Origin of the sequence: Vibrio celticus, assembly GCF_024347335.1 — a bacterium.
Classification (GTDB): domain Bacteria; phylum Pseudomonadota; class Gammaproteobacteria; order Enterobacterales; family Vibrionaceae; genus Vibrio; species Vibrio celticus.
This window is the reverse complement of record NZ_AP025463.1, coordinates 1,837,103-1,855,878: the sequence shown is the minus strand read 5'-3', so window position 1 is coordinate 1,855,878 and position 18,776 is coordinate 1,837,103. Positions and strand designations below refer to the sequence as shown.

The 18,776-nt window shown below is 43.9% G+C and carries 16 protein-coding genes; 4 read left to right on the top strand and 12 right to left on the bottom strand.

Features of this window, described 5'->3' with window-relative positions; genetic code table 11:
- Window positions 1-7: 7 nt before the first annotated feature.
- The 6 genes from OCV19_RS08620 to OCV19_RS08595 form a co-directional block, all read right to left on the bottom strand.
- Window positions 8-337 carry a TusE/DsrC/DsvC family sulfur relay protein gene (locus OCV19_RS08620; protein WP_017057205.1) on the bottom strand — a complete coding sequence of 110 codons (330 nt, stop codon included), beginning with the start codon at window positions 335-337 and terminating at the stop codon, window positions 8-10.
- Between the two features lie 160 nt (window positions 338-497).
- On the bottom strand, window positions 498-1,163 hold the full coding sequence (locus OCV19_RS08615) for a Bax inhibitor-1/YccA family protein (RefSeq protein ID WP_017057206.1): 666 nt from the start codon (window positions 1,161-1,163) through the stop codon (window positions 498-500).
- 281 nt (window positions 1,164-1,444) lie between these two features.
- Window positions 1,445-2,209 carry an amino acid ABC transporter ATP-binding protein gene (locus OCV19_RS08610; RefSeq protein WP_017059704.1) on the bottom strand — a complete coding sequence of 255 codons (765 nt, stop codon included), beginning with the start codon at window positions 2,207-2,209 and terminating at the stop codon, window positions 1,445-1,447.
- Window positions 2,210-2,231: 22 nt separating this feature from the next.
- Window positions 2,232-3,329, bottom strand: a complete 1,098-nt coding sequence (locus tag OCV19_RS08605) for an amino acid ABC transporter permease (protein ID WP_065677516.1) — start codon at window positions 3,327-3,329, stop codon at window positions 2,232-2,234.
- 1 nt (window position 3,330) lies between these two features.
- Window positions 3,331-4,536 (bottom strand): amino acid ABC transporter permease, encoded by a 1,206-nt coding sequence (locus tag OCV19_RS08600; protein WP_065677515.1) that lies wholly within the window; start codon window positions 4,534-4,536, stop codon window positions 3,331-3,333.
- A 71-nt stretch (window positions 4,537-4,607) separates the two neighbouring features.
- Window positions 4,608-5,636 carry an amino acid ABC transporter substrate-binding protein gene (locus OCV19_RS08595; protein ID WP_017059701.1) on the bottom strand — a complete coding sequence of 343 codons (1,029 nt, stop codon included), beginning with the start codon at window positions 5,634-5,636 and terminating at the stop codon, window positions 4,608-4,610.
- Between the two features lie 480 nt (window positions 5,637-6,116).
- Between OCV19_RS08595 and OCV19_RS08590 the strand changes: the two genes are divergently transcribed.
- Window positions 6,117-7,058, top strand: coding sequence for a precorrin-2 dehydrogenase/sirohydrochlorin ferrochelatase family protein (locus OCV19_RS08590; RefSeq protein ID WP_017059700.1), 942 nt, complete (start codon window positions 6,117-6,119; stop codon window positions 7,056-7,058).
- A 190-nt stretch (window positions 7,059-7,248) separates the two neighbouring features.
- Here OCV19_RS08590 and OCV19_RS08585 read toward each other — a convergent pair whose 3' ends face one another.
- Both OCV19_RS08585 and OCV19_RS08580 read right to left on the bottom strand, forming a co-directional pair.
- On the bottom strand, window positions 7,249-7,731 hold the full coding sequence (locus tag OCV19_RS08585) for a YajQ family cyclic di-GMP-binding protein (RefSeq protein ID WP_017059699.1): 483 nt from the start codon (window positions 7,729-7,731) through the stop codon (window positions 7,249-7,251).
- Between the two features lie 12 nt (window positions 7,732-7,743).
- A complete protein-coding gene (locus OCV19_RS08580; RefSeq protein ID WP_048615990.1) occupies window positions 7,744-8,802 on the bottom strand; it encodes a 3-deoxy-7-phosphoheptulonate synthase in 1,059 nt (352 codons plus the stop codon).
- A gap of 207 nt (window positions 8,803-9,009) precedes the next feature.
- Between OCV19_RS08580 and OCV19_RS08575 the strand changes: the two genes are divergently transcribed.
- The gene (locus tag OCV19_RS08575) at window positions 9,010-9,897 is read left to right on the top strand and encodes a putative PEP-binding protein (RefSeq protein ID WP_086738323.1); all 888 of its coding nucleotides are present in this window, start codon (window positions 9,010-9,012) and stop codon (window positions 9,895-9,897) included.
- A gap of 176 nt (window positions 9,898-10,073) precedes the next feature.
- Window positions 10,074-10,559 carry a PaaI family thioesterase gene (locus tag OCV19_RS08570; RefSeq protein WP_065677514.1) on the top strand — a complete coding sequence of 162 codons (486 nt, stop codon included), beginning with the start codon at window positions 10,074-10,076 and terminating at the stop codon, window positions 10,557-10,559.
- Window positions 10,560-10,660: 101 nt separating this feature from the next.
- On the opposite strand, the gene OCV19_RS08565 is transcribed toward OCV19_RS08570, so the two are convergent.
- Window positions 10,661-12,016: a hypothetical protein gene (locus OCV19_RS08565; protein ID WP_065677513.1), complete on the bottom strand. Its 1,356-nt coding sequence runs from the start codon at window positions 12,014-12,016 to the stop codon at window positions 10,661-10,663.
- Window positions 12,017-12,044: 28 nt separating this feature from the next.
- On the opposite strand from OCV19_RS08565, the gene OCV19_RS08560 reads away from it, so the two are divergent.
- Entirely contained in the window at window positions 12,045-12,953 is a 909-nt protein-coding gene (locus tag OCV19_RS08560; RefSeq protein ID WP_017059694.1) for a CvfB family protein, read from the top strand.
- Window positions 12,954-13,252: 299 nt separating this feature from the next.
- Here the strand turns inward: OCV19_RS08560 and rsmF are convergent, their stop codons facing one another.
- From rsmF to OCV19_RS08545, 3 genes are all read right to left on the bottom strand, one after another.
- Window positions 13,253-14,674 carry a 16S rRNA (cytosine(1407)-C(5))-methyltransferase RsmF gene (gene rsmF, locus OCV19_RS08555; RefSeq protein WP_065677512.1) on the bottom strand — a complete coding sequence of 474 codons (1,422 nt, stop codon included), beginning with the start codon at window positions 14,672-14,674 and terminating at the stop codon, window positions 13,253-13,255.
- 149 nt (window positions 14,675-14,823) lie between these two features.
- Complete coding sequence (locus OCV19_RS08550) at window positions 14,824-17,481, bottom strand: MlaD family protein (RefSeq protein ID WP_065677511.1); 2,658 nt, start codon at window positions 17,479-17,481, stop codon at window positions 14,824-14,826.
- Window positions 17,468-18,751 carry a paraquat-inducible protein A gene (locus OCV19_RS08545; protein WP_065677510.1) on the bottom strand — a complete coding sequence of 428 codons (1,284 nt, stop codon included), beginning with the start codon at window positions 18,749-18,751 and terminating at the stop codon, window positions 17,468-17,470. Before OCV19_RS08545 ends, OCV19_RS08550 begins: the two co-directional genes overlap by 14 nt.
- Window positions 18,752-18,776: the final 25 nt, after the last annotated feature.

The following is an 18,776-nucleotide window of genomic DNA, read 5'->3' as shown; positions in this document are numbered from 1 at the left end:
TTAGGTTTTACAAGCACTTTGCTGGTTTAGGTAAACCGGCGAGCTTGGTTGCTTGTTTTGCAGGGCCTTTTTTGAATAACTTGAAAAGGTACTTACTGTTGCCTTTTTCTGGGCCGTGGGCTTTTTCCATTGCTTTGACGAGCATGCGAACCGCTGGTGAGGTGTTGAACTCTTCGTAAAAGCTCCTTACAAAATGTACGACCTCTAAGTGTGCATCTGTAAGTTCAATCGCCTCGTCTTGAGCAAGAATTTCAATCATACCTTCTTCCCATTGTGTGTAATCCAATAGGTAGCCTTGAGCGTCGGTTTCGATTTGCTTGCCGTTATATTCAAACATGTTTAATCCAGAATCCAATTAACTATGTGGATAGGGTACATGACCAAGTTTATCTTTCTCAACAGAAATTGTAGCTATCTAATGAAATATCGCGCTTATAGATACAAAAAAGCCCAAGAGATAGGCTCTTGGGCTAGATATTCTTCAATGATGGGAACGATTAGTCGTCGCTGCCCATGATGCCTAGGATGCTTAGTAGGCTGATGAAGATGTTGTAGATCGATACGTACAAGCTGATCGTCGCAGAGATGTAGTTTGTTTCACCGCCACGAATGATGTTTTGCGTTGTAAGCAAGATAACACCAGTCGAGAACAGGATGAACATACCGCTCATTGCCAATGATAGTAGAGGCATTTGTAGGAAGATGTTTGCAACCATACCTACAAGTAGTACTACGAAACCAGCTAATAGCATGCCATTAAGGAACGACAGGTCACGCTTAGTTGTTAGTGCGTAAGCTGATGCGCCCATAAATGCCAGTGCTGTACCGCCAAGTGCAGTTAGGATGACATCACCCATACCTGCGCCAACGTACATGTTTAAGATTGGACCGATGGTGTAGCCTAAGAAACCTGTAAATAGGAATGTGAAGACTAGACCCATGCTGTTGTCACGGTTCTTTTCTGTTAGGAAAAGTAGGCCGTAGAAGCCAACCAGCATGATAATAAGACCCGGGCGAGGAAGGTTCATCGCCATGGATACGCCTGCTACAACAGCAGACCAAAGTAGTGTCATAGACAGTAAAGCGTAGGTGTTACGCAACACTTTATTGGTTTGCAGAGCACTTTCTTGAGATGCTGTGCGTGAAAACATAGGGCTGTTCATAATCTTCCTCGTAAGGTGACTTCAATAGTTATTAGTACATTTATGGGGGTGAAAGTTCGAAAAATCAAGTCTCTCATTCCTCTTGTATACGTAAAATAATAATCAAAATAGTCGGTTAAGTGTTTCTGAAGGTGTAACAAAGTATTTCTTATGGTGCAGTTAAGGTTCGATGTTCAATTTTTATTGCACTGAGTCGCTGTTTCTAACTTGAAAAACTAATTATAACACTGAAAACAAAGAGGCGACCTAAGCCGCCTCTGTAGTTTATGCATCATAACACATTAGTGGTGTAAGATTTGGCTTAAGAAGTTCTGCGTTCTGTCTGATTGTGGGTTTTCAAAGAAATCGACAGGGTTGTTCTCTTCTATGATTTCACCGGCATCCATGAAGATAACGCGATCCGCGACCTCTTTAGCAAAGCCCATCTCGTGCGTTACACAAAGCATCGTCATGCCTTCTTCTGCAAGCTCAACCATTACGTCTAACACCTCACGAACCATTTCTGGATCGAGCGCCGACGTTGGCTCATCAAACAGCATCACTTGAGGGTTCATACACAAAGAGCGAGCGATAGCTACACGCTGCTGTTGACCACCTGAAAGCTGACCTGGGAACTTGTCCGCTTGCTCAGGGATTTTTACGCGCTCTAGGTACTTCATTGCAATCGCTTCGGCTTCTTCTTTTGGCATCTTTTTGACCCAGATAGGAGCCAGAGTACAGTTCTCTAATACCGTCAGATGTGGAAACAGATTGAAGTGTTGGAAACACATGCCGACATCTCTACGCACGGCTTCGATGTTCTTTAGGTCTTCCGTTAATTCATTACCTGAAACGAAGATATGACCTTTTTGGTGCTCTTCTAATCGGTTGATGCAGCGGATCATCGTTGATTTACCAGAGCCTGAAGGGCCACAGATAACGATTTTCTCGCCTTTTTTAACTTCTAGATTGATGTTCTTAAGTACGTGGAATTCACCGTACCACTTGTTCATGTCTTTCAACTCGATCATAAGACCTTGAGAGTTGTTTTCTGTCTGCTGCGTCATAATACGTCCTTGATCTTGTTAATTATCGTTTGTGACCGGTGTGAAGTCTGTTTTCTAGCCATATCGAATATCTCGACATGCCAAAACAAAACACCCAGAACACTAACGCGACAAATACATAACTTTCTGTTGAATACCCAAGCCATTCAGGGTCGGTATTCGCGGCTTGGCCAATCCCTAGTACATCAAACATACCAATAATCAAAACAAGACTGGTATCTTTAAACAAACCAATGAAGGTGTTCACAATTGAAGGGATCGTGATTTTAAGAGCTTGAGGTAGAATGATAAGCCCAGTCTTTTTCCAGTAGCTTAACCCCAGAGCATCAGCCGCTTCATATTGGCCTTTTGGTATTGCTTGTAAACCACCACGAATTACTTCGGCCATGTAGGCTGCACTGAATAGTACTACCCCAACAAGTGCTCGAATCAGCTTATCGGTTTCTGTCCCTTCTGATAAAAAGAGTGGCAGCATTACTGAAGCCATGAATAGAACTGTAATGAGCGGTACGCCACGCCAAATTTCGATGTATACGGTACACATACTGCGAATGATCGGCATCTCTGAGCGACGCCCAAGAGCAAGTGCAACACCAATAGGAAGTGACACTACAATACCAACAAGTGCGATAACCAGTGTAACCAGTAGGCCGCCCCATTTATGGGTATCAACAACTTCTAACCCAAAGACGCCACCGTATAGCAAGCCGGCAATGATAAATGGGTAGATGTTGACGAAGAACAACCAAATCCACGTGCGTTTAGGTGTTTTTTCATAAGCCAGTAAAGCTACAAGAATGGCCAACGTTGCGTAGAAGAGGCGAGGTCGCCACAGTTCAGCTTCTGGGTAGAAGCCATACATGAATTGGTCCCAACGAACGCTGATAAAAACCCAACAAGCGCCTTCGCTAGTGCAGGCATCGCGTGTGGTTCCTATCCAGTCGGCACTGATGAATGCCCAATCCGCTACTGCCCATAGAAGGGTAAAAGCAAAGTAAGCAAGAACCACAGTGACGACGCTGTTAACAGGTCCATTAAATAGATTTTTTCTTAACCAACCGACTGGCCCAACGGTATTCGCTGGAGGCGGAAGATCAGGTTGAAATTGATGTGTACTCATCTTATCTCTCCACCAACGCTACTTTGCGGTTGTATATGTTCATTAGAGCAGACGTTAATAGGCTCAAGGTTAGGTAGACGCCCATTGTCATCGCGATTACTTCGATAGCTTGTCCAGTTTGGTTCAGTGTTGTTCCTGCAAATACAGAGACAAGATCAGGGTAACCAATGGCCATCGCAAGTGATGAGTTTTTGGTCAGGTTTAGATACTGACTGGTTAGTGGTGGGATAATAATTCTTAATGCTTGTGGAATAATGACAAGCTTTAGAGTTCTAGAGCGTGGGATGCCTAGAGACATCGCAGCCTCAGTTTGCCCATGGTTTACCGCGTTAATACCTGAACGAACAATCTCAGCAATGAACGCTGCTGTGTAGATACTTAAAGCGAGCATCAATGCAGCAAGTTCAGGGATTATGCTAACACCACCCTTGAAGTTAAACCCTTTCAACACAGGGTAATCCGCAGAGATAGGCATGCCCATAACAAAGTAAGTTACCAACGGTAAGCCTAAAATCAACGCAGCGGCAATTCGCAACATCGGTGTTTGTTGGCCGGTCAGTTTCTGTCTGTTCTTAGCCCAGATGTTGATAATAAACGTAGCGATAATACCGACAATCAATGATGCGATGACAATGCTACTGCCTTGCTCAAAGACTGGAGCAGGGAAGTACAATCCACGTACGTTCAAGAAAATTGCTTCACCTAGACTCATACTTTGACGAGCAGAAGGCAAGGCTTGTAGAACGGCGAAATACCAGAAAAAGATTTGTAATAGAAGAGGGATATTTCGGAATATCTCAATGTAGACAGCTGCAAATCGGCTAACTAGCCAGTTTGAAGAGAGTCTAGCGATACCCATACTAAAGCCCAGCACTGTAGCTAGCATGATGCCGAGTACTGAAACTAAAGCGGTATTGAGAAGACCGATAAAGAATGTACGACCGTATGAGAAGGTCTCGTCGTATTCAATCAGTGTTAAGCCGATACCAAAACCAGCTTCTTGTGAGAGAAAATCAAAACCAGTGGTGATACCACGGGAATCTAAGTTTGTGAGTGCATTATTTACAATCGTGTAAAAGAAAGCACAAAGCGCCCCGACGGCGATAATTTGGAAAATGATGGAGCGAAAAGTGGGGTTGTAAAATAAGTTGGCACTTTTGGGCTGTGGCTTTGCCTGAGCTGGAGAAATAGTTTCATTAGGTTTCATACTACTATAACCTCAAATCCATTTAATAAATAGGGCGGAAAACTCCGCCCTAATTGATGCTTGAAAATTTATTAACGGATTGGTGGAGCGTACATAAAGCCGCCCGCATTCCATAATGCATTTACACCACGAGAGATCTGAAGTGGAGAACCTGTACCAACAGTACGCTCAAAACTCTCACCGTAGTTACCAACTTGCTTAATTACTTGGTAACCCCAGTCGTCGCGAATGCCAAGGCCTTTACCTTTAGGACCGTCTACACCAAGAATACGTTTGATGTTTGGATCTTTTGACTTAAGCATTTCGTCTGCATTTTTAGAAGAGATGCCGTATTCTTCCGCGTTAATCATTGCTGAAAGTGTCCACTTAGCAACGTTAAACCATTGATCATCATCTTGACGAACAACAGGGCCTAGAGGCTCTTTAGAGATGATTTCAGGAAGTACTTCTGCAGATTTAGGGTCAGCTAGATTTAGACGAAGTGCGTATAGACCAGATTGGTCAGTCGTTAGCACGTCACAACGACCAGCGTCGAAACCTTTAGATGTTTGTGCTGCCGTATCGAATACCACTGGCTTGTAAGACATGCCACTGTTACGGAAGTAATCGGCTAGGTTAAGTTCAGTTGTTGTACCTGATTGAACACATACAGAAGCGCCATCAAGCTCTTGAGCACTTGTTAGGCCAAGTTCTTTCTTAACCATGAAGCCTTGACCATCGTAGTAGTTAACGCCTACGAAGTTCAGACCTAGAGCAGTGTCACGATGTAATGTCCATGTTGTGTTACGAGATAGTACGTCGATTTCGCCAGATTGAAGCGCAGTAAAACGCTCTTTTGCTGTTAGAGGTACATACTTAACTTTAGTCTTGTCACCGAGTACAGCCGCTGCAAGAGCTTGACAATACTCAACATCAATTCCTTCCCATTCACCTTTTGAGTTAGGGTTAGAGAACCCTGGAAGACCGGTACTTACACCACAAGTTAGAAAACCTTGAGATGTTACTTTGTCCAGAGTGCTTTCTGCCGCTGATGCCGATGTTGCCATCATCGCAGTTGATGCAGCTACTACTGAAGCAAGAAGTGTTAGTTTATTTGTCATTTGTATCCTTCCTTGTTAACCAGGTGACACCTGATACTCGTGCTCGTTTGAGTTTCTCTTATGTGTTGCGTTTTCTATGACCTTGTTGTTCAAATTAAACGAGTTGCATTTTGCAAATGAAACTGTGTGCGATTTAAACAACTGTTTATAAGGTTAGGAAAGGATCCGTAGTTTCACAAATGTATAATTTAAAAAGAATTTTGAATGAAATCACAAATCCGAACACAATTAGAATGACCAAATGTTAAGTGAATGTAAATAGTGCAACGGTTCACACTGTTGGTGCAACAAGATTTAGGTTTTTATATTGATAATCGACTAGATAAATATTCTGAATCAGTATCACAATGATGAAATATTAAACTTAAGAAATGTTGAAATTTGGTCAATAAATATTTTTATTACACTTCGATAGTTATGAATATGCTCCAAATTTGGTAGCATGGCTGAATAGTTATTGAAGTAGTCTCAAGGAAGAACATGCGTTATTTCCCAATGTTTTTGGATGTAGAAAATAAGCCAATCTTAGTGGTTGGTGGGGGTGAGGTTGCTTGCCGTAAAGTCGATAGCTTACTACGAGCTGGGGCGGATGTGACTTTGGTGTCTCCCAAGGTAGCGCCTTACTTAAAGCAGCTTGTCGACGAGAACAAGCTTCACTGGGTTCAAAACTTTTACTCGTCACAGATCATATCGAAAAATTACTTGCAGGTTTGGGCCACAACAGACAACCCAAGCTTGAATCACCAAGTGTATAATGATGCGAAAAAACTGGGCATTTTAGTCAATGTGGTTGATGATCTGCCTTACTGCGACTTCATCACACCTTCGATGATAAATCGCGGCAGAATCCAAATTGCCATCTCTAGTGGCGGTGCATCACCTGTTTTAGTAAGAAATATCAGAGAAAAACTCGAAACGGTATTGCCACAAAACATAGGTTTGATAGCAGACTTCGGTGCATCAAAACGCAATTCAATCAAAGAGTCATTCCCAACCGTCGACGAGCGTCGTAAGTTTTGGGAGCGATTCTTGTCATCCAGCTTTATTGAGCAGGTGAATGACAGAGAGCAGTTAGAGTCTTACTACCAGCAAGCGCTAACCGAAGGCATTGATAGCGAAGGGCAGGTCACTTGGATTGAATTCGAGCAAGACGTCGAGCTATTGTCTATGAAGGCTTTACGTTTGATGCAGGAGGCAGAGCTCGTACTTTCACCGAGCGATTGTCCATTTGAATTTATCGACCTGTGCCGCCGAGATGCAGAAAGAGAGAGCTACGCCAACAGCGGAGAGCTATCAACAAAGCTTGAGCAAGCAAGAGCAGAGAAATTACGAGTGTGTGTGTTTATTCCACCAGCAAGCGTAGAATTTAACCTATTGGTCGGTAAAGACCTAAAATTGTCAGCAGCCCAAGTACTCAGTTGAGGCAGTTACTTCTAGTTGAAATGAGAGCTGTCTGGTTGTTTTAAATCGGCTAGAGGCTCGGAATAAAACTAAAACTGGATCAGATAAATAAAAAGCCACTTCCCTAGAATGAAGTGGCTTTTTGCTATTTCAAACACGGCATTGTGCTGATGATGAGCAACCCAAATAGGCGGTCGCTCAAACTCAATAATTAGTCGCGGAAGTTGTCAAACTGGAAAGGTTGACCAAGTTCACCGCTGCGAACTAGAGCCATAACAGCTTGTAGGTCATCACGCTTCTTACCCGTTACACGAACTTTGTCGCCTTGGATAGAAGCTTGAACTTTAACTTTGTTGTCTTTGATTAGCTTAACGATCTTCTTAGCGACATCAGTTTCAATACCTTGCTTAAAGATAACCGTTTGGTGCCAAGTGCGACCTGTTTGGTCTGCCGCTTTCGCTTCCATCGCGTTAGGATCAACATTACGCTTCGTTAGGTTGCTGCGAAGGATATCGCGCATTTGCTTCAGTTGAAAATCGTCTTGAGCAGTCAATTTTACTGATTCATCTTTGTAATCAAAGCTTGCGTCAACGCCGCGGAAATCGAAACGAGTCGATAGTTCACGGTTTGCGTTGTCTACCGCGTTACGTAGTTCTACTGCTTCTACTTCAGAGATAATGTCAAATGATGGCATTGTGTTGTTTCCTTAAGCTAAGTTTCTATCTTTAATTGCTGTTGCAAGCATGTCTAGCATTGTTGCAGTATCTTCCCAGCTTAGGCATGGGTCAGTAATCGACTTGCCATATTCTAGGTTGTTGATATCTGTCATTGGCTGGTTGCCTTCAATAATGAAGCTCTCTGCCATAATGCCTGCAATTTGGTTCTTATTAGATTTAATTTGCTCACAAATGTCTTGTGCAACTTCTAACTGCTTACGGTGTTGTTTCTGACAGTTAGCGTGGCTAAAGTCTACAACTAAACGTTGAGGTAGGTCGAATTCAGCCAGTTGCTTACACGCAGCATCTACAGATTCAGCGTCGAAGTTAGGGCCTTTATCACCACCACGTAGAATAACGTGACCGTATGGGTTGCCAGAAGTACGGTAAACCGTCATGCGGCCGTTCTTATCTGGAGAGTAGAAGTAGTGTGAAGCATGTGCTGCACGAATTGCATCGATAGCAATTTTGATGTTGCCGTTGGTCGCGTTTTTGAAGCCAACTGGGCAAGACAGTGCAGAAGCCATTTCACGGTGAATCTGAGATTCAGTCGTACGAGCGCCAATCGCGCCCCAAGTGATAAGGTCCGCAATGTACTGACCTGTGATCATATCAAGGAATTCGGTCGCGGTAGCTAGGCCAAGCTTGTTGATATCTAGCAGAAGTTTACGAGCTTTGTTCAAGCCTGTTTCAAGTGCGTATGAACCATCAAGGTTAGGATCGGTAATCAAACCCTTCCAACCTACAACAGTGCGAGGCTTCTCGAAGTAGGTTCTCATTACCACGAACAGTTCATCTTTGTACTGGTCTTGAATTTTGCTTAGGCGCTCAGCGTAATCAAGTGCCGCATCTGTATCGTGAACAGAGCAAGGGCCTACGATAACTAACAGGCGGTTATCACGACCAGTTAGGATATCTTCGATTTGGCGGCGAGAATTTTTAATGCGCTCAGCAACGTCGTCAGTAATAGGGTGTGCATTGCCTAGTTCGGCAGGAGTTGGCATAGGACCCAGAGCTTGGGTTCTCAACTCATCAGTTTTTAATGGCATGTGATAGCTTTTTTATTCTATTGCGAAGTGGTTAAGATAACGGAATTGAACAGAGGAATAAACTCTATTGAGTCAAAGTTATCTCAGTTATTGCTAATATTCTTATTTTTATCAGCAGGCCAGCGTCAAATAAGGGATTTTCACTTGTATTAACAGGCAGCTATCGGTATTTTCGTTTGAACACAACATAAAAATGCTGGAGCAGCAATGACTCAAGAAAATCAAAGCACTTTGCACCCAGAACTTGTTTTAGGTGATGTGCTGCCTTCTTACAACGATAATAATAATTCCAACCACTTATACGTTTCGTTATCAGAATTAGTGATGGATCGTGTCTTCTACCACCCAAGTATCGAAAGTCACTTAGATACACTGACTGATATTGAAAAAACGTCTTTAGATGCGATCCTTGGTGATAAAACAGTCGATGAGCATTTTGTGTCGACCTTAGTGATTGCCATTCAAGCTGCCGTTCAGCCAAATCACATTTCTGTTCGTATCGCATTAAGCAGTGCAGACAGCTATGGATTCCGTTCGCTGCTTGGCGGGAACTGCGAAGCTGAAGAGATTAACCCAGCACTAGGCGTTCGTGGCGTCGCTCGCTATGCGACACCAGAATACAGCAAGGCTTTCGCTTTAGAATGTCAGGTTATTAAGGCATTACGTGAGCAGGGCATCAACGTTGAAGTAGTTGTGCCTTACGTTCGTGCGTTAAGCGATGCCGCTAAGATTATTGATTTGCTTGCCGAACAAGGGTTACCACGTGGCCTTAATGGTTTGAAAGTACTGTTCTCGTGCGATGTGCCGTCTGCAGTGCTACTGAGCGAAAGATTGCTGCATTACTTCGATGGTGTAGTGGTAAACGTTGATAGCTTAGCGTCTTTCACTTTAGGCGTAGACAAACACAATGAAGCTCAGCAACACGCTTTTGATCCACAAAATGAGGCGGTTATTACTTTGTTGGATATGATTGTTAAAGCAACCCTGAACGTGAAGAAGCCAGTGCTGCTAGTAACTCAAGGCTTAGTGGATTACCCACGTCTACAAGGTTACATAGCTGATCTTGAAGGCGTAGAAACGGTCGTGACTGCATAAATCGGTTTGTTGTCTTAGTAAATCAACTTGCTATATCCGTTTATTTGAAGCGCTAAAGCTTTGAGAATGAGAGAGATATCATTATGCGATGATATCTCTTTTTTGCAACATTTTTTTGACATCCCTATCGCTAATCGATTAACTGGTCTGATGACTTATTTGACTAGGTAATCCGAATGTTGACCCCTCTACAAAAAGCAAATTTCTACTTGAGCATGTTTGGTTTTTTCAAAGTGCCTCTGATCTGGTTATGCAGACCAAAATTGCTCGCACTGGATAACCAACATGTTGAGGTCAAGATTCCTCTTAAAAGGCGAACGAAGAACCACCTTAATAGCATGTATTTTGGTGTTTTGGCTGTGGGTGCTGATGTGGCGGGTGGCTTTCTTGCGATGAGCAAATCTCAGCAGCAAGGTGAAAAGATTTCGTTGGCGTTTAAAGAGGTGACGGGCAACTTCTTAAAGCGTCCAGAAGGCGATGTACACTTCACTTGTAACGATGGTGAGTTGATCAACACTATGCTGGAAAAAACTATGTCTACCGGGGAGCGTGTAAACCAACCTGTAACCATTATCGCGACTTGCCCATCTTTGCATGGCGACGAGCCGATGGCCGAGTTCACGCTAACGCTTTCGATCAAGAAAGTCCCGTCTAGGAAATAGCTCGAAGTAGATGGAAGCTTGAATAAGTGAATAAGTGAATAACTGAAAAGAGCGGTATGTGAATTGAACACCCACATACCGTGCTGCACACCATAGCAAAGCTAAGATTCTTGAGTGATTTGCTCGAGGTCGACGATCTTTGAACGGTTCATTACGATTTTCCAACGGTAATAGGTCGGTTCGTTATCGTGATTGTTCTCTTTAATGATCAGGTTGAGCAAGTGGCGCTTTTCTACTGATTCGCGGCTCACTTGTCCTTCATTCAAACGGTAGATCTTGTTCGAACCCTTATCCATCAATCGTGTCAGCGCCCTTAGGCTGATGGATAACGTTTCACGAGTCTCTTCATAACCACTCATGAACGTCGATGTCGACATCTCAGTGTGCGAACGGTAGTGCAGGATTTGCTCTTCACGTTGGACGACACGCTTCTTACGTATCGATTGAATACGGTCTGCTAACTTAGAGAAATTCGCATAGTCCAACCATTCCAGTTTATGGCCGACAGATTTATTGGTCGTTGGGTCGAAGTAACGACGCTTCCATTTCGGTTTACCTTTACGCAGCCAGCGCCAAAGAATATCTCTCAAATCATCTTTGAAGATCTCACGTAGAGCGTAGATGAAAGACATCGCCACAATGAAAGAGGCGGTAATCTCACCAAGAAAGTCACGAGCCAAGATCACAGTAGTGGTCACGACAACCATCACCAAACCCGTTGCAATACCTTTCACGGCGCGCTTAACGTTCTTACCCATCGATGTCGTCTTTTCTTTAAGCACGATAGGGTGCTCAATCAAACGACGCAGCAAACGCATCTTGTTACTCAAGCGAGTAACGTCTTCTCGAACTCTCGCTGAGTTGTAGCGGTTCAGTTTACGGTGTGCAGTCTCTTTATCACAAAGCGTTAAGAGTCGTTCTTTAATCGTTGAATACTCACTGCCACGTGGCATATGCGAAACCAGCGATAAGAACTTTTGCTCTGTGTACCATGAAAGGTAGTTATCAATGTTTGCGTAGTAGCGTTTGAGGTTCTCTTCATAGGGAATACTACGACGAAGCTTTTTTAGAATATCTAACGCCAGTTCAATGACTTCATCTACTTCATCAGCCGTTACGTCGTCACTATCAGTTTTATTTAAGCTGCTGACTGCTTTATCTAAAGCAATAACATATTGGTAGGCAAACAGACTCAAACTGACACGATACTGTGTTGTAGATAAGCGTCCACGTTTTGCTAAGCGACTGTGTACCAAAGGTAAAAGTGTTTTGTCACTATAGTAGGCACGTTTTTGAGTGATCGAGCTGTAGAAAAAGGCACTTTCAGAAAGCACTTCAGGAGTCAGTCCAAGTTCACCGGGAATGAATAGATAAACGTCCATGTCGAGCTTTTTGGTCTTAGCCATGGCATGGTTAATTTTAAGTGTTATCGCATCTTGTTTATCAACGGTGATCAACGATGTCTCCTAGAATGTAAAAATATGAATGAAACTAGCGAAAGCATATCAGAGATCACGTATAATCTCCGCCAAATTTAAAGTAGAGACAACCTTGATGATTAATATTGGTCAAATAAACAACTTAGAAGTAGTAAAACAAGCAGACTTCGGTGTATTCCTTGACGCGAGCGACTATGGAACCGTGTTGCTGCCTAAACGATTTACTCCTGAAGGTGTTGAAATTGGTCAAAAGCTAGATGTTTTCTTATACATAGATTCTGACAACCAGATCGCTGCAACGACTGAAAAACCGATCGCTCAAGTAGGCCAGTTTGGTTTGATGACGGTTGAAGGTGTTAACAGCACTGGTGCGTTCATGAGCTGGGGCGTGAAAGGTAAAGACCTTCTTGTTCCTTTCAGCGAGCAGCGCGGCCGTTTAAACGAAGGCCAGTCAATCTTAGTATATGTATATATCGATAAAGCATCGAGCCGTATTGTTGGTACAACGAAGTTCAACAAATGGTTAGACAACACGCCTGCGACTTATAAGCAAAATGAGCAAGTTGATCTCATTATCGCTGAGCGCAGCCAACTTGGTTACAAAGCGATCGTGAACGGTGAGCACTGGGGTATGATTTTCCCATCTGATATCATCGGTAAGCTGTTCATTGGTAAAACACTAAAAGGCTACATTAAAAACGTTCGTGAAGAAGACGGTAAGATTGATCTGTCTCTTCAGAAGGTTGGTGTGGCTAAGATGGATGACCTAAGCACTAAGGTTCTCGATCTGCTTGAGAAGAAAGGTGGTTACTTACCTTTGAATGATAAATCTTCTCCGGAAGTTATTTTCTCTGCATTCAGAACCAGCAAAGGTACGTTCAAGAAGACAATTGGTGGTTTGTACAAGTCTGGCAAGATCACTATCGACAAAGAAGGCATCAGCCTAGTTAAATAAGCGATCTTGTCGGTCAAAAAAAAGCCCAAACCTTCCTGTTTGGGCTTAGGGGAAAGGGCTTCGAAGAGCCTACGCTAATCGTTTTAATTCTTTGACTGTTAGACTGAAGTCTAGTTTAAATTCCCTAATTAGCGATTTTTGTTATTGGAAATAGCGACTTGAATTGATATTTGTGTAATTAAGTGTTGATTTTTCAGTGCTTCCCTTGAAATGAACTAGCCGACAAGAATAGAAAAAGCCCAAACAATTAACGTTGTTTGGGCTTTTTGTTTATCTAGCTGTATACAGGGAGAAAGCTTTTAGAAAAGGTTCTTATCGCGCACTAGTTCGCGTGGTAAACCGTTCTTCACTCGGTTGCCAACCCACTTACCAAGGCCGATGATTGCACCATTGTACTTCACTAGTACTTCACCTTTGCCTGACAAGCCTTCAGGGCGAACATCGCGGCCCATGAACCATTCACGAGCATCTTCAATACTAAGCTCGACAACATTAGCTTCATTACCTGTTGCAAGCGTAGTCGCCACTTGGTGCTGCCAGCGGTAACCTTTTTTATGGGTTTCGGCGATCTTGATTCCCATGCGAGAGAAACGGAATTCACCGATCATAGGTTCTAGCGCTTCTGGGAATAGCCAAACGTCTTTGTCACGAATCCAAACTTGAGTATCACTTGGTAGTTCGATATCGAGAGCATTTAGCAGTTGTTCAGCGACTTCTTGCTGAGATTTATTTGAGGCTTTTTCAAATGGGAATTTACCCATACGCTTTTTAACTTCAGGTGGAGTAACAGACGCTAGTTTACGGATACGTGCAACAAAGAAACCCTCTGAGTCATAAACTTGAGGGAAGATGTGTAGAAAGCCTTCTTCTGTCGTGGTTGCTTTTGCGTTGTCGAATAGTGATTCAAGAGATTCAAACTCAACCGCATCACCAAAGGTTTCTTTTAGGTGATGACATACTTGTTGGTTTTCTTCCGTGCTAAGCGTGCACGTTGAGTAAACCAACACACCATTAGGTTTAAGAGCATGGAATGCACTTTCAATCAGATCTTTTTGCGTGTCGGCAATATCGACCACAGATTGATACGTCCAGTTCTTCATCGCATCTGCATCTTTACGAATGGTACCTTCGCCAGAGCAGGGCGCGTCTAGCAATACAGCATCAAACTGTTCTGGTAACCAACCACCGAAAACTCGACCGTCGAAGTTACTTAGAGCGGCATTACGAACGCCACAACGTTCGATGTTAGCGTGTAGGACTTTCACACGGCTTGCTGCGTACTCATTGGCAACCAACACACCGCGATTATTCATCAGCGCAGCGATTTGCGTTGTTTTAGAGCCGGGTGCTGCCGCAGTGTCTAGCACCGCTTGGTAATCAGCTTCGCCTTGGAAAAGTGCCGAGGGTGGCATCATCGAGCTGGCTTCTTGGATGTAGAAAAGACCAGACATGTGTTCTGCCGTATTACCTAGTGGCGCTTCACTTTCATCAGCTGTAATCCAAAAGCCCGTTTCACACCAAGGTACAGGTTCCAGTTCCCAGCCTTTCTCTTTTGCTCGTACTAGGAAGTCTTCAACACTGATTTTCAATGTGTTGACTCGAATGCTTTTACGAAGTGGTTTTTGGCATGACGCAACGAAAGAAGCCATATCTAGATGACTAGGCATGATTGCTTCGATGTGCGTTAGGAATTCTTCAGGAATATATACGTTAGCGTGCAAAAGAGTATCTCGATTTATTGCATTAATGCGGGGAGTTTAAAGCAAAATGAGGCCGCCCTAAACCATATTTATAGCAAACAACAAAAATGCAGCCGAATGGCTGCATTTTGATGAAGAATTAATCTTCCGGAAACGTCAGGGAATTCACTCTATGGACGAGGAATCGCGGTTCTCCATGATTTCCACTCATCTTCGGCTTGAGGATAGAGATAGAAAGACTGATCTTCGCTTGCCACTGGTTGAAGTTCATTTGTCGGTGGCGTTGAGAATGTAATACCACCTCTCAACAAGCTATCTACCGTTCCGGCTTTGATGTTTGCGCCAGACAGGCCGATAGAGACATCGACGCCCGACACGTTCCAGAACACGGTGTTTGCGCGGATTAGATACGCGTAATCAGGTTCTATTTGAATCGTAGAGATGATGCGGTCAGCAAACTCGCCTAACTGAACATCAATAACACTGCCGATTTCTAGCTCACGGAATAGGATAGGCGTGCCTTCAGATACCGAGCCTCGCGTTTCGCTTTGCAGCTTGAAGATTTTGCCTTCAGGCTGCACGGGTCCTTTGCTAAGCTCGAATTTCGTGTTTCTTTCACCTTTACCCGGATCTACGTTGATGTGCTTAGAGAGCAGCGCAGAGACGTTTTTGATGCCGTTAAGGCCAATCTCAGGCTCTGCCAACCAGAAGTGACTGTTCGCCACGGCAATCTTGTCGACGTACTCAGGTAAAATACGCGCAGTAATTTCAATACCGCCCTTGTTGAAGTTCGGAATCACCAAAGTAACCTCACCAACAGTGACACCTTGATATTTGATCGCCATGCCCTTGCTGACTTCTTGATCGCCAGAAGAGGTGATAGTAATCGCACGACCAAATTTTCGAGCAGATTTCGAATCTTTATATAGCTTCCACACATCGCCGAGTTTGTTGTCGATTCCTGGCAGAGAGTCAAAAGCAATACCGCCTTGGATAAGGGTTTTAACTGGTGCCGCTTTAATGCTGATACCCGATAGCGATGCATCAACCTCAACACCTGAACGGTTCCAGAAAACAGTGTGCTTGTTGAGTAAGTGCGTGTAACGATTTTCGATTGTGACTTTGATTCTTACGCCACCGTCGGCAAGCTGAAAATCAGAAATACTACCCACTTGTAGGTTGCGGTAGAGGAGTGGGCTGCCTTTAGATATTGAAGGTAGCTCACTGGCAAACAACGAAAGTGTCTTTGAACCAGACTGATTAAACTTAGCAATTTCTGCTAACGACTTACTTTGGAAAAGTTGGTAGTCCGTTCGAACTTCAGATTTACCTTCACTTACAAAGCTAATCGAGCCAGTAAGAAGCTGTTTTGCTGGTGGGACCGTAACACTCAAGCCTGATTCGGTTAGCTCTGCGGTCGCACTGCCTGTCACGAAGAAACGGTTGTGACTTTTGATAAGATGCGCGTACTCGTTGTCGATAAGCGCATCCATGAAGACTTCGTGTTTCTCAGAGCCCGTACCAACACCATCAACTAATCCCACATGGATGATAGAACCAACGGCAATGCCTTTGTAGAGAAGTTGTGTACCGACATCTAACCCGAACGAATTGTTCGACGTTAAGCGAATCGCAACGGATTTCTCTTGTTCCTGATTGAATTCATTTTTGCGGATCACAGTAAATCGACGCGCCTTTTCACCTTCGCCCGGTACCAAGGTTAAAAAGTTACCTGTCACTAAGTTGGCAATGTTTTTCATGCCAGTCAGCGACAGTTCGGCCTCTTCTAGAACGAATTTACTGCCACTATTTAAGAAGTCACTGAATGCCGGTTGGATAGCGGCAGATGCAACGACGTTTTCACGCCCTTCACTTAGCGATAAGTCAGTGATTTGACCGATTTCAATGCCGCGATACATGATCGGAGCACCCGTTGCACTGATTTTATTATCATCGGGAACGGCGATCTTGATAGAGATACCTCGACCCGCTGTTTTCAAATCTGGGTAGAGCTTGAACTTGGTGTTCATCTCAACCGGTTGACCTTCTCCTGGAGAGTCAACCGCAATTGAACCGCCAAGTAATGCACTTAGGCTCTCTAAGCGAACATCAACACCGGAAAAACCAATACTTGCACCTAAACCACTGACATTCCAAAAGCGGCTTTGGTCGGTAATGATATGACTGTATTCATCTTTAATTGACGCTTGAATCGTAACGGATTTAGCGTTGTCGTTTAACTGGTAGTTGTAAACCTCACCAATTGGGATTTTACGGTAAACGATTTGAGAACCCACAGACACACCGCCCAGATCTTTGGTCGTCAGTGAAATATTCAAACCTTCAGAAGCCAGTAAGTCAGAAGGGGAGGATTCTAACGCTTGGAAAACAGTTTCCGGGTCTTCTTTGGCTTCGCTCGGGTGGATAGCAATATAGTTACCTGAAACAAGTGCGTCTAACCCGGAGATACCCGACAAACTTGCTGTTGGTTTTACTAGCCAGAAACGAGTGCCTTTTGAGAGTAGCTTCTTCGCTTCTGGATAGATGTCAGCATCGACATAGATGCTCGATAGATCTTTGGATAAAGTGATGTCGCGCACCATACCCACCTCTAAGCCTTGGTAACGAATCGTTGTTCGACCTGCGACTAAACCTGCGGCATCTGAGAAGTATATTTGCACACGTTGCCCAGCATCGTGTATCGATTTCATGACCAACCAACCGGCTAAGGCGACGGTTAATATCGGCAGAATCCACAAAGGTGAGATGCCTTTGTTTTTCCTTACTTCTGGTGAATATGACGTTTGTGATTGGTTATCGTTGTTCATTCACTGACTCATCTTTAGAGGTGTAGTTATCCCAAATTAGCCTAGGATCTAAGCTTTCCGCTGCTAGCATCGTGAGAACAACTACGACACCAAAAGCGACTGCACCATAACCTGGTGTAAAGTTTAAAATTTGTCCGCGGTCGACCAAGGTCATCATGATCGAAATAACGAACAGATCCATTACCGACCATTTCCCCACCCATTTCACGATGAAATAGATGGTCATACGTTGCCTGTGGTAAACGGCGCGCTTCATCTTTATACAGATTAAGATGTACGCGAGGCCCAGTATTTTCGCGACTGGCACGACGATACTGGCAATGAAAATGATCGCTGCGATGCCATACATGTCGCTATTAATTAGCGAAGCGACACCTGAAATTATGGTGTCTTCCAGCCTTTGACCGTTGGTTATAAGGATAGAGATAGGAATAACGTTAGCGGGAACAATAGCCACGGATGCGGCAAACAGCAGAGCCCAAGTCTTCTGTATAGAGTAGGGCTTGCGGTGATATAAGTCATGGTGACAACGCACACAAGTATGACCGTCAGGCTGAGATAGATGACAGTTGTGACAGTGTACGTTCTTACTCTCAGCAAAAGAGTATTCGGATTCTTTTGTCCAAGCTTCCCAGTAGCGACGCACACTGATACGGCTTACCAGTAATACGCTGAAAAGCTGCAGAAGAATCAGGCCAATCAAACCAGGGCCAACAAAAATATCCGAGTAATCTTGCAGTTTGAAACACGAGACCGCCAAACTTACCAGAAACACATCCAACATCATCCAATGTTTGAGAGTCTGAATAATAGCTAATGCATAACGAAAGGGTGTGAAGATCTTAAAACGCAGTGAAGCATGAGTGATGAGTACCGAGGTGCACACGAGCAACGGAGCGATCGAACTGCAGAACAGGATTAGCAAACCAAGCAGAGGAAAGCCTTCGCCCATTAAGGTAAAAACACCCGATGGTAACGTCGCGGGTATCATGACGCCAATCAGGCGAATACTGATGAATTCAAAAAAGTGCGATGGGATAAATAGCAATAAGCAGGTAATTGCGATTGCTAGGTTTCCAGAGAGGCTAGGGGTACCGCCTCTATAAAGCTGAGTTCCGCATCTTGGGCAGTAAGCTGATTTCCCTAAAGGGATGTCCATTTTATCTACGGGAAGTTCGCAGCCCTGGCAAAGACGCACTGAGCTACTATCGCATTGGTGTTTTGTTGATAAAGGATTGGTTACGGATGGGGAGGTCACGCGACCTCCCAAGTTGAAACGTAAGTTAGGTTAGCAA

What these genes read in the sequence shown, in the direction of transcription:
- OCV19_RS08595 (WP_017059701.1), bottom strand. Translation starts at nt 5,636, where the DNA reads ATGACAAATAAACTAACACTTCTTGCTTCAGTAGTAGCTGCATCAACT.
- OCV19_RS08590 (WP_017059700.1), top strand. Translation starts at nt 6,117, where the DNA reads ATGCGTTATTTCCCAATGTTTTTGGATGTAGAAAATAAGCCAATCTTA.
- OCV19_RS08605 (WP_065677516.1), bottom strand. Translation starts at nt 3,329, where the DNA reads ATGAGTACACATCAATTTCAACCTGATCTTCCGCCTCCAGCGAATACC.
- OCV19_RS08575 (WP_086738323.1), top strand. Translation starts at nt 9,010, where the DNA reads ATGACTCAAGAAAATCAAAGCACTTTGCACCCAGAACTTGTTTTAGGT.
- OCV19_RS08570 (WP_065677514.1), top strand. Translation starts at nt 10,074, where the DNA reads ATGTTGACCCCTCTACAAAAAGCAAATTTCTACTTGAGCATGTTTGGT.
- OCV19_RS08610 (WP_017059704.1), bottom strand. Translation starts at nt 2,209, where the DNA reads ATGACGCAGCAGACAGAAAACAACTCTCAAGGTCTTATGATCGAGTTG.
- OCV19_RS08560 (WP_017059694.1), top strand. Translation starts at nt 12,045, where the DNA reads ATGAAACTAGCGAAAGCATATCAGAGATCACGTATAATCTCCGCCAAA.
- OCV19_RS08580 (WP_048615990.1), bottom strand. Translation starts at nt 8,802, where the DNA reads ATGCCATTAAAAACTGATGAGTTGAGAACCCAAGCTCTGGGTCCTATG.
- OCV19_RS08585 (WP_017059699.1), bottom strand. Translation starts at nt 7,731, where the DNA reads ATGCCATCATTTGACATTATCTCTGAAGTAGAAGCAGTAGAACTACGT.
- OCV19_RS08550 (WP_065677511.1), bottom strand. Translation starts at nt 17,481, where the DNA reads ATGAACAACGATAACCAATCACAAACGTCATATTCACCAGAAGTAAGG.
- OCV19_RS08600 (WP_065677515.1), bottom strand. Translation starts at nt 4,536, where the DNA reads ATGAAACCTAATGAAACTATTTCTCCAGCTCAGGCAAAGCCACAGCCC.
- OCV19_RS08615 (WP_017057206.1), bottom strand. Translation starts at nt 1,163, where the DNA reads ATGAACAGCCCTATGTTTTCACGCACAGCATCTCAAGAAAGTGCTCTG.
- OCV19_RS08620 (WP_017057205.1), bottom strand. Translation starts at nt 337, where the DNA reads ATGTTTGAATATAACGGCAAGCAAATCGAAACCGACGCTCAAGGCTAC.